Origin of the sequence: Catellatospora coxensis (assembly GCF_016862635.1) — a bacterium.
GTDB classification, from domain to species: domain Bacteria; phylum Actinomycetota; class Actinomycetes; order Mycobacteriales; family Micromonosporaceae; genus Catellatospora; species Catellatospora coxensis.
This window is the reverse complement of the sequence record NZ_BONI01000005.1, coordinates 17,974-26,980: the sequence shown is the minus strand read 5'-3', so window position 1 is coordinate 26,980 and position 9,007 is coordinate 17,974. Positions and strand designations below refer to the sequence as shown.

General features: G+C 73.7%; 11 protein-coding genes. 4 read left to right on the top strand and 7 right to left on the bottom strand.

The genetic code is table 11. From position 1 onward, the window contains the following. Window positions 1–23 precede the first annotated feature (23 nt). Both Cco03nite_RS03850 and Cco03nite_RS03845 read right to left on the bottom strand, forming a co-directional pair. The gene (locus Cco03nite_RS03850; protein WP_203688559.1) at window positions 24–527 is read right to left on the bottom strand and encodes a hypothetical protein; all 504 of its coding nucleotides are present in this window, start codon (window positions 525–527) and stop codon (window positions 24–26) included. A 52-nt stretch (window positions 528–579) separates the two neighbouring features. Then, on the bottom strand, window positions 580–1,545 hold the full coding sequence (locus tag Cco03nite_RS03845) for an NAD-dependent epimerase/dehydratase family protein (RefSeq protein ID WP_203688557.1): 966 nt from the start codon (window positions 1,543–1,545) through the stop codon (window positions 580–582). Between the two features lie 98 nt (window positions 1,546–1,643). Here Cco03nite_RS03845 and Cco03nite_RS03840 point away from each other — a divergent pair, with 98 nt between their 5' ends. From Cco03nite_RS03840 to Cco03nite_RS03830, 3 genes are all read left to right on the top strand, one after another. Beyond that, complete coding sequence (locus tag Cco03nite_RS03840; protein ID WP_203688555.1) at window positions 1,644–2,291, top strand: PadR family transcriptional regulator; 648 nt, start codon at window positions 1,644–1,646, stop codon at window positions 2,289–2,291. Between the two features lie 190 nt (window positions 2,292–2,481). Next, window positions 2,482–3,693, top strand: a complete 1,212-nt coding sequence (locus Cco03nite_RS03835; protein ID WP_203688553.1) for an FAD-dependent oxidoreductase — start codon at window positions 2,482–2,484, stop codon at window positions 3,691–3,693. A 149-nt stretch (window positions 3,694–3,842) separates the two neighbouring features. Continuing rightward, entirely contained in the window at window positions 3,843–4,883 is a 1,041-nt protein-coding gene (locus tag Cco03nite_RS03830) for a glycoside hydrolase family protein (protein ID WP_203688551.1), read from the top strand. On the opposite strand, the gene Cco03nite_RS03825 is transcribed toward Cco03nite_RS03830, so the two are convergent. From Cco03nite_RS03825 to Cco03nite_RS03815, 3 genes are read right to left on the bottom strand one after another with little or no spacing between them, the layout of a single operon-like run. Beyond that, complete coding sequence (locus Cco03nite_RS03825) at window positions 4,880–5,173, bottom strand: DUF3040 domain-containing protein (RefSeq protein WP_203688549.1); 294 nt, start codon at window positions 5,171–5,173, stop codon at window positions 4,880–4,882. The two genes, Cco03nite_RS03830 and Cco03nite_RS03825, sit on opposite strands and share 4 nt — an antisense overlap. 6 nt (window positions 5,174–5,179) lie before the next feature. After that, window positions 5,180–5,779, bottom strand: a complete 600-nt coding sequence (locus Cco03nite_RS03820; protein WP_203688548.1) for a phosphoribosylanthranilate isomerase — start codon at window positions 5,777–5,779, stop codon at window positions 5,180–5,182. A 12-nt stretch (window positions 5,780–5,791) separates the two neighbouring features. Beyond that, a complete protein-coding gene (locus Cco03nite_RS03815) occupies window positions 5,792–6,622 on the bottom strand; it encodes an alpha/beta fold hydrolase (RefSeq protein WP_203688546.1) in 831 nt (276 codons plus the stop codon). Window positions 6,623–6,785: 163 nt separating this feature from the next. Here Cco03nite_RS03815 and Cco03nite_RS03810 point away from each other — a divergent pair, with 163 nt between their 5' ends. Further along, window positions 6,786–7,199 (top strand): phage holin family protein, encoded by a 414-nt coding sequence (locus Cco03nite_RS03810; RefSeq protein WP_203688545.1) that lies wholly within the window; start codon window positions 6,786–6,788, stop codon window positions 7,197–7,199. A 5-nt stretch (window positions 7,200–7,204) separates the two neighbouring features. Here Cco03nite_RS03810 and Cco03nite_RS03805 read toward each other — a convergent pair whose 3' ends face one another. Continuing rightward, window positions 7,205–8,041 carry an ABC transporter permease gene (locus Cco03nite_RS03805; RefSeq protein WP_203688543.1) on the bottom strand — a complete coding sequence of 279 codons (837 nt, stop codon included), beginning with the start codon at window positions 8,039–8,041 and terminating at the stop codon, window positions 7,205–7,207. Window positions 8,042–8,050: 9 nt separating this feature from the next. After that, entirely contained in the window at window positions 8,051–8,818 is a 768-nt protein-coding gene (modA, locus tag Cco03nite_RS03800) for a molybdate ABC transporter substrate-binding protein (protein WP_373314211.1), read from the bottom strand. Window positions 8,819–9,007 lie beyond the last annotated feature (189 nt).

The following is a 9,007-nucleotide window of genomic DNA, read 5'->3' as shown; positions in this document are numbered from 1 at the left end:
GCCCGGCCGAGCGCCGTGATCGCTCAGACGAGCGCGGCGAGCACTGCTGTCAGCAGGCAGGCCAACACGGCGGCGGTCTTCGCACCGGCACTCAGACGGCGGTCGCTCAGCGCGGCCGCGGCCACGCAGCTCAGGCCGAGGTGCACGAGCAGGCCGCCGATGCTGTCCAGCAGGAACGACAGCGCCGGCACGCGCACCGGGCTGACGCCGACGATCACGGTGACCATGCCCTCGGCGAGCCGGTTGACCAGGAACAGTGCCAGCCCGAGCGCGGCGACCGCCCAGGCGGGGCGCACCTTCGCCCAGCGCAGCAGTCCCCAGGTCAGCAGCGTGCCGAGCACCAGGAAGCCGGCGATCAGCGGCACCACAGAGTCCATGCCGGTGCCGGGCCAGTCGGCCACGTCGAGCAATGGCCAGGCCAGGAAGGTCAGGAGCGCGGCCAGGAGCGCGCCGACGATTCCGCACCCCAGGGCGCGGACGCAGCGGGCGGCCGGCGACGGTGCGGTAGGGAGCTCCCCGATGCTCATGCCCGGTCATGATGGCCTGCGCGCGCAACCCGGATCGGCCACGCGCCTGACGTCATGCGCCGAAGTCGCGCAGCAGCACCGCCTCCCGGGACGGGCCGAGGCCGTCGGCGGGCAGGGGACCGGGGAGCGAGGCCAGCCAGGCCCAGGTGGCGGCGACGGTCTGCGTCACAGGGCGGCAGCGCAGCCCGGCCGCGTGCGCACGTGCGGCGTCGGTCTCGTGCAGGCCGCGTACGCCGTGGCCCGCCGGCACCCAGATCGGCAGCTCGGACCATGGCTGAACGCCGGCCGCCGAGAACACGGCCGGCGGCACCCAGCGCGGCCGGGCGTCGGAGCCCGCCGCCTCGGCGCACGCCGCCAGCAGCGCGCCCATCGTGGTGTGGCCCGGCCGGCTGACGACGTTGAACGTGCCGCCGAGGTCGGCCCGCGCGGCGTCGAGCAGCCAGCCCGCCAGGTCCCGCACGTCGATGTACTGCAGCCCCAGGTCCGGCGGTCCGGGAACCGGCACGTCGCCGCCGCGGGCGAGCCGCCGCAGCCACCAGACGAGCCGTTCGGGCTGCTCGTGCGGGCCGAGGACCAGGCCGGGCCGGGCGACCAGGGCGCGATCGCCGAACGCGGCGCGCACCGCCTGCTCTGCCGCGGCCTTGACCGCGCCGAAGGACGATCCCTCGGTGGGCGTCAGCGGGGAGTCCTCCGTGAGGCCGTCCGTCGACAGGTCGCGGTAGACCGAGCGGCTCGACACGAAGACGTACCGGCCGCTGCCGGGTGCCAGGACGGCCGCGGCCGCGGCGACGGCTTCGGGCGGGCCGTCCCAGGTGTCCACCACGACGTCCCAGCCGCTGCGGGCGAGCGCAGCCAGCTCGGTCGGCACGGTCCGGTCGCCGTGCACCGAGGTGACCCCGTGCGGTGGCGTGCCCGTCACGCCGCGGTGGAACGCCGTGACCTGCCAGCCGCGGGCGGCGGCGTCGTGTCCGAGCGCGCGGCCGAGGAAGCGGGTGCCGCCCAGCAGGAGCAGTCGCATACCCGGCAGGTTAACGGGTGGGTGGTGCGGGACTTGCTCGGATGCGTATACTCGTGAACGAGTAATCAAGAGCAGAGTAAGAAGGGTGGGCGGCAGGCGTGGCGAAACGACGCAAGGTCGGCAATCTGATGGCACTGGCCGTGCTGTCGGCGCTGGTGCAGCAGCCCATGCACCCGTACCAGATGGCCTCGGTCCTGCGCGAGCACGGCAAGGACCAGAACATGAAGATCAAGTGGGGTTCGCTCTACACGGTCGTGCAGAACCTGGAGAAGCACGGCCTGATCGAGGCCGCCGAGAGCCTGCGCCAGGGCGGCCGCCCCGAGCGGACCGTCTACCGCATCACCGAGGCGGGCCGGGCCGAGCTGACCGACTGGGTACGCGAGCTGCTGTCCACCCCCGAGCAGGAGCAGTCACGATTCACCGCCGCGCTGTCCGTGATGGCGGTGCTGTCGCCCCGCGAGGCGGCCGACCTGCTGTCGCAGCGGCTCATCGCGCTGGACAAGGCGCTCGCCGCGCGCCGCTCGGCGCTGGCCGAGGCCGCCCGCGAGGTGCCGCGGCTGTTCCTGATCGAGGAGGAGTACGAGCTGGCCGTGGCCGAAGCCGAGATCGGTTTCGTGCGCGGGCTGCTCGGCGAGCTGACCTCGGGCACGTTCCCGGGCCTGGCCGACTGGCAGGCGTTCAGCGAGACCGGGATCGTGCCGCCGGAGCTCGCCGAGCTGATGGAGAGGGGCCTGCACCCGCAGTGACCCCGTGAGACGGTCCCCGGCGGCGTGCGCCAACACCCCGCCGGAGACCTCAACCCTCGCACCGCACCGCAGGGGCCCGGCCACGAGAGGTGGCAACCGCAAGGATAGCCGGGCGTCCCCTGCCGGTTCGGTGCGCGCCGAACCCGCGCCGGTCGAGCGACCGGCCGGCTGACCCTGGGGAGAGACAGTCATGACGAAGGTGAAGACCGCGCTGGTCGTGGGCGGCGGCATCGCCGGTCCGGTGGCCGCGATGGCCCTGCGGCAGGCGGGCATCGAAGCGCGCGTGTACGAGGCGTACGGCAGCACCGCCGAGAACGTCGGCGGCGGCCTGAGCATCGCGCCCAACGGCCTGGCCGCGCTGAAGGTGATCGGTGCCGACGAGGCCGTACGGGCGATCGGCGTGCCGATGTCGAGCATCGTGATGCACAGCTGGACCGGCAAGCGGCTGGCCTCGTTCGGCGGCCCGGCCGGGCTGGAGCCGCAGCAGTTCGTGATGCGGCCCGACCTCTACCGCGCCCTCTACGGCGAGGCGGCCCGCCGCGGCATCGCCGTCGAGCACGGCAAGCGCCTGGTGTCCGCCGAGCATCTGGGCTCGCCGGCCGCGCCGGCCGGTGTGCGGGCCCACTTCGCCGACGGCACCACCGCCGAGGCGGACGTCCTGATCGGCGCGGACGGCATCCGTTCCACGGTGCGTACGCTGATCGACCCGGGAGCGCCGAAGCCGCGCTACACCGGCCTGCTCGGCTTCGGCTGCCTGTCGACCGGCACCGGCCTGCCGAGCACCGGCGACGCGATGCACATGATGTTCGGCAAGCGGGCGTTCTTCGGCTACCAGGTGTACGCCGACGGCAGCTGCGGCTGGTTCGCCAACCTGCCGCACCCGGAGCCGATGTCGTGGTCGGAGGCCAACCGGACCAGCCCGCAGGAGTGGCTGCGGGTGCTGACCGCGGCGTTCGCCGACGACCGCCTGCCGGTGCTCGACATCCTGCGCACCGCCGACCTGTCGCAGTTCGTCGCGGTCGGCGGCATGGAGGACATCCCGCGCGTGCCGAACTGGCACCGCGGCCGCATGGTGCTGATCGGCGACGCCGCGCACGCCACGTCGCCGTCGTCGGGCCAGGGCGCGTCGCTGGCCGCGGAGAGCGCGGTGCAGCTGGCCCGCTGCCTGCGCGACCTGCCCGCCGAGCAGGCGTTCGGCGCGTACGAGCGGCTGCGCCGGGAGCGGGTCGAGCGCATCATCGCCGCGGCGGCGCGTACCAACAGCAACAAGGCCGCGGGCCCGGTGGCCCGGGTGCTGCGCGACGCGCTGCTGCCGACCGCGATGAAGCTGCTGGCCAAGCCGGAGAAGATGGCCTGGCAGTTCATCCACCCGATCGACTGGCAGGCCCCCGTCACGGTGTGACGGCCTGCGCGGCAGGCTTGCGGCAGGGCAGCATCGACCCAGCTGCCTAGGACACCGTAGAGGTGGTGCGCGAGGGCACCGGCCGTTCCATGGGAGCGGTCGGTGCCCTCGCGTGCCGCGTTCATCCACTGCGGCTAAGGTGTCGGCTCGTGGACGAGACCTCGCAGCGGTTGCCCGGCAGGCACGTACGGCGCGACCGCCGGAGACTGTGGCTGGCGGTGGCGCTGGCGGTCGCGGTCCTGATCGGAGGCTCGTACGCGGCGGTTCGGCTCTGGGGCGGCGATCCGGGTGCCTCGGCGGCCGGTCCGGGGGAGTTCGTCGGCGCGACGCAGGGTGTGCCCGATCCGGCGGTGTCCGGTTCGGCTTCGGCCGGGCCGTCGGCGAGCGCGTCCACGGCGCCGAAGCCGTCGGTGTTGCCGAGTCCGAAGACCACGTCGGGCGGGCCCGCGAAGACGTCGGCGAAGAAGGGCGTCAGCGTCTGGAACTTCGGCGGCCTCAAGGCCGCGCTGACCGATGTGCGGGCGAGCTGGTACTACAACTGGTCGAGCACCCCGAGCAAGGACGCGGGCACCAGCGCCGCGTTCGTGCCGATGATCTGGGGCGAGAAGTCGGTGACCGACAGCGAACTGGCCCGCGCCAAGCAGAACGGCAAGGTGCTGCTGGGCTTCAACGAGCCCGACTTCGCCAGCCAGGCCAACATGACCGTCGAGCGCGCCCTGGACCTGTGGCCTCGGCTGCAGGCGACGGGGCTGCGGCTGGGCAGCCCCGCGGTCGCGGTCGGCGCGGACAAGGCCGGCGGCTGGCTCGACCGGTTCATGGCCGGGGCCAGGTCGCGCGGCTACCGGGTCGACTTCATCACCCTGCACTGGTACGGCGCGGACTTCTCCTCGGCCGCCGTCGGGCACCTGAGGAACTACCTGCAGGCCGTGTACCAGCGCTACCGGATGCCGATCTGGGTGACCGAGTACGCGCTGATCAAGTGGGCCGCGGGCGGGGCGGTGTATCCGAGCGACGCGCAGCAGGCCGCGTTCGTCACCGGCTCGACGAAGATGATGCAGAGCCTGTCGTACGTGGAGCGCTACGCCTGGTTCGCGCTGCCGTGGCCGACCGAGGGCCACCAGGGCACCGCGCTGTACCGCGACGGCGACAGCCCCACGGCGGCCGGCCGCGCCTACCGCGCGGCGGGTTAGTCCGGCCGGTCGCCGCTGCCGGCGAAGTCGCCGACCGTGGCCAGCGCCAGCACCGCGCCGACCGCAGCGAGGAACCCGCCGCCCGGGGCTCCCGTCGCGAACAGGAACACGGCCAGCGCGAACCCGGTCAGGGCCAGCACGACGCGCAGCCCGGTCCGCCGGGGTCTGCGGTACTCGGCCGGCGGGTGGGGGTCACCCGCGCCGAGCCCGAGCGCGAAGTGCGGGTCGGCGGCGCGGGTCTGCTCGGCCAGCTCCGCGAGCCTGCGCTCGTCCTCCGGGCCCAGCGCCATCCGTGCTCAGCCCGCCTTTCGCGCGGCGGCGATGAACTCCCTGATCAGGGTCTCGCTCTTGACGCCGCGCGCGGATTCGACGCCGCTGGACACGTCCACGCCGCCCGCCCCGGACAGCCGGATCGCGTCGGTGACGGTGCCGACGCCCAGCCCGCCGGCGAGGATCCAGCCGTCGCCGAGGCCGCGTTCGCGCAGCAGCGCGTAGTCCCAGGCGCCGCCCGAGCCGGGTTCGGTCGCGTCGACCAGCAGCAGGTCCTCGCCGTACGCACCGATCCGCAGGTCGGGGGCGTCGTAGCTGACCGCCCGGATCAGGGTCAGGCCGAGGTCGGCGACCGCGGCGAAGTCTTCCCGGGTGTAGTCGCCGTGCAGTTGCAGCGCCCGCAGGCCGGTGTCGCGGACCAGCTCCCGTACGGTCGCGATGTCCGTCCCGGCGACGACGGCGACGGTGAGCACGTGCGGCGGGACCGCGCCGGCCAGCCGCCGGGCGGTGTCCGGGGTTACCTGGCGGGGGCTGCGGGTCAGCACGAACCCGACCGCGTCCGCGCCGGACCCGACGGCGGTGGCGACGGTCTCGGCGGTGGACAGGCCGCAGATCTTCACGAACACGGGTGCCTCCGCTCAGGCTTGCCCGGTGATGCGGGCCAGGATCTCGCGGGCGGTGTCGTCAGGGGCCTCGTCCGGGATCCAGTGGCTGACCCCGGGCAGGTTGACGAACCGGTAGTCGCCGGTGACGTACGCGGCGCAGCTCTCGGCGGCCTTGGGGCCGATCGCCCAGTCACCGTCGCTCCACAGGAACGTGGTCGGCACCGCGACCTTGCCGGCCGGGGCGAAGCCCGCGCCGAGGGTCAGGGCCCGGTACCAGTTGAGGCCGCCGGTGAGGCGGGCCCGGTCCAGCATCGGGGTGACGAAGCGCTCGATCCGCTCGGCGGGCACCCCGGTGAAGATCTCCCGCAGCCGCCGGCCCTCGTCCTCGAGCAGCAGGTCCTCGGCCTTGCCCTCCTGCTGGAACAGTCCGATGTAGGCCGAGCGCTGCTGCTGGTCGGGGTCGGTGGCGATGGTCCTGGCGAACGCCACCGGGTGCGGCACGGAGATCGCCGTGAGGGTGGGCACCCGGTCGGCGTGCTCGGCGGCCAGGTGCCAGGCCACCACGGCGCCCCAGTCGTGGCCGACCACGTGCGCGTGCTCGACGCCCAGCGCGTCGAGCACCCCGAGCGCGTCGGCGACGCATTCGCCCATGGCGTAGTCGGCGACCGCGGACGGGCGCGCGCCGGGGGAGTAGCCGCGCTGGTCGAACGCGTAGGTGCGGATGCCGGCGTCGTGCAGGCGGGCCGCGACCAGCTCCCACTCGCCCGAGTGCTGCGGGAAGCCGTGCAGCAGCAGCGCCACCGGCCCGTCCTCCGGGCCGCCCGCTTGGACGTCGAACACCAGGCCCCGCGCCGCGATCTGCATACGAGCCAGCCTAGTACGGCCGCGCCGCACCGATCATGTGGCCGGGTCGCCCCATTCTTTCACCGCTTGTTCACACGGGCGGGTGAAGATCATGGGGCAGGCCGCCGGAAATGATTCGGCACACTGGGTTCAGGGCAGAAGGTAGACAGGTGGAGGTGAACTGATGTCCGAGACGCGCCGCCCGCCGACGCCGCAGGATCCGAGCCCGGCAGCAGAGCAGCTGGCCAGCCTGTCCCGCGCCGAGTCCGCCCTCGCGCGGACCTGGCTGCGTGACGATCAGGGCACCGGGCAGGGGCGGCTGGGCACCGCCGGGCTGCTGCTGATCTGGGTGCTGCCGGCGCTGGTGGTGGCGGGTGTGCTCGGGCTGGCCGCGGTCATGCCGCTGTGGGCGGCCGTGCTGTGCGTGGTCGCGGCGCTGGTGCTGCTCGGCATCGGGCTCGGGCTGGCGGGCCGGTCCCGCAGCAGGCGCGCGAGCGCCCGGCTGGCGCCGCAGACGTGGCGGCCGCTGCGCGAGGACGCGGACGGGCTCGACCAGGCCCGCCCGGCGTCCGGTGACCTGGAGCGCAGTGGCGGCTGAGCCGGTCAGGGGCTGCTGATCCAGCGGTCGCGCAGGCTCGCCAGGATGGTCACCGAGACGATGAGCAGGATCAGGCTGAGTACGATCGCCGCTTCGAGGTCGGTCTCCAGCGCCAGGTAGACGGCCAGGGGCATGGTCTGCGTACGCCCCGGGAAGTTGCCGGCGAACGTGATCGTCGCGCCGAACTCGCCCAGCGCCCGCGCCCAGCAGAGCACCGCGCCGGCGGCGATGCCCGGCGCGACCAGCGGCAGGGTGACCCGCCGGAAGGTGGTCCAGCGGCCCGCGCCCAGCGTCGCCGCGGCCTCCTCGTAGCGGGTGTCCGCGCCGCGCAGCGCGCCTTCCACCGCGATGACCAGGAACGGCATCGCCACGAACGCCTCGGCGACGACGACCCCGGCGGTGGTGAACGGCAGGGTGAACCCGAACGTCTCGTCCAGCCAGGATCCGATCAGGCCGCGGCGGCCGAACAGCAGCAGCAGCGCGACGCCGCCGACCACGGGTGGCAGCACCAGCGGCACCGTGATCAGCGCGCGCGCGAGCCGCCGCCCGGGGAACTCGACCCGGGCGAGCAGCCAGGCCAGCGGCACGCCGAGCAGGATGCAGCAGACCGTGGCCAGGGACGCGGTGAGCAGCGACAGCCGCAGCGCGGCGAGGATCGCGGGCTCGGCCAGGTGCTGGGTCAGTTCCCCCCACGGCGTGCGCAGCAGCAGCGCGACCAGCGGCAGCACCAGGAACGCCAGCCCGAGCCCGGCGGGCAGGAACAGGAACACGGGGATGCGCCGCCGGCCGTGCCGGCGCGGTGGGGTCACCGCGCCGGGGGGCTGGGTGTGGTCGACGGCCATGGGCTCAGATTACGGAGCCTGGAACCCGGCCGCGGTCAGCACGGCCTTCGCGGGCTCGGATCGCAGGTAGGCGAGGAACGCGTCGGCGCCGGCCTGGTTGGGGGCGTTCTTGAGGGCGACGACGGGGTAGCCGTTGATCGCGGTCGCGGACTCCGGGAACTCGACGCCGTCCACGTCGGCGGCGGCCTTGGTGTCGGTGCGGTAGACGAGCGCGGCGTCGACCTCGCCGAGCTTCACCTTGGACAGCGCGGCCTTGACGTCCTGTTCGAGGGTGACCGGGGTGACCTTGACCCCGGCGGTGTCGAGGGCCTTCTTCGCGGCCGCCCCGCACGGGACCTGCTCGGCGCACAGCGCGACCTTCAGGTCGGGTCTGCTGAGGTTCTCCAGGGTGGCGATGCCTTTCGGGTTGCCTTTCGGGACCGCGATGACGAGCTGGTTCTTGACGAACACGATCGGGGTGCCGGCCGCGTCGCCGGCGTCGACGACGGTCTTCATGGTGGCCGGGCTGGCGGCGGCGAACACGTCGGCGGGCGCGCCCTGGGTGATCTGGGTGGCCAGCGCGGAGCTGCCCGCGAAGTTGAACGTCACCTTCGTGCCGGGGTTTGCCGCCTCGAAGTCCTTGCCGATCTTCGTGAACGCCTCGGTGAGCGAGGCGGCCGCGAACACGGTCACGTCGCCGGAGACGCCGCCGGCCGCCGGGGCCGGGTCCTGCCCGCCGCCGCACGCGGTGACGGTCATGGTCGCGGCCAGCGCGAGCGCGGCCAGCGCCGCGCGGATGCCTGTGCTGCCCATTTGTTTCCTCCCCTGGGTGCGCCAGCCCGGTACGGCGTGGGCTGCCGGATCCACCCTACTTCTCGCACCTGCAAGGGAGAAGGCTTGGAAGATTCGCTCATGCGGTCGGCCAGGCCGCCATAAGCATCGCATCTGCGCGCGGACGTGCCCGTGAGTCATGTGTCGGCACCCTTC

What these genes read in the sequence shown, in the direction of transcription:
- Cco03nite_RS03850 (WP_203688559.1), bottom strand. Translation starts at nt 527, where the DNA reads ATGAGCATCGGGGAGCTCCCTACCGCACCGTCGCCGGCCGCCCGCTGC.
- Cco03nite_RS03845 (WP_203688557.1), bottom strand. Translation starts at nt 1,545, where the DNA reads ATGCGACTGCTCCTGCTGGGCGGCACCCGCTTCCTCGGCCGCGCGCTC.
- Cco03nite_RS03835 (WP_203688553.1), top strand. Translation starts at nt 2,482, where the DNA reads ATGACGAAGGTGAAGACCGCGCTGGTCGTGGGCGGCGGCATCGCCGGT.
- Cco03nite_RS03825 (WP_203688549.1), bottom strand. Translation starts at nt 5,173, where the DNA reads ATGGCGCTGGGCCCGGAGGACGAGCGCAGGCTCGCGGAGCTGGCCGAG.
- Cco03nite_RS03815 (WP_203688546.1), bottom strand. Translation starts at nt 6,622, where the DNA reads ATGCAGATCGCGGCGCGGGGCCTGGTGTTCGACGTCCAAGCGGGCGGC.
- Cco03nite_RS03810 (WP_203688545.1), top strand. Translation starts at nt 6,786, where the DNA reads ATGTCCGAGACGCGCCGCCCGCCGACGCCGCAGGATCCGAGCCCGGCA.
- Cco03nite_RS03805 (WP_203688543.1), bottom strand. Translation starts at nt 8,041, where the DNA reads ATGGCCGTCGACCACACCCAGCCCCCCGGCGCGGTGACCCCACCGCGC.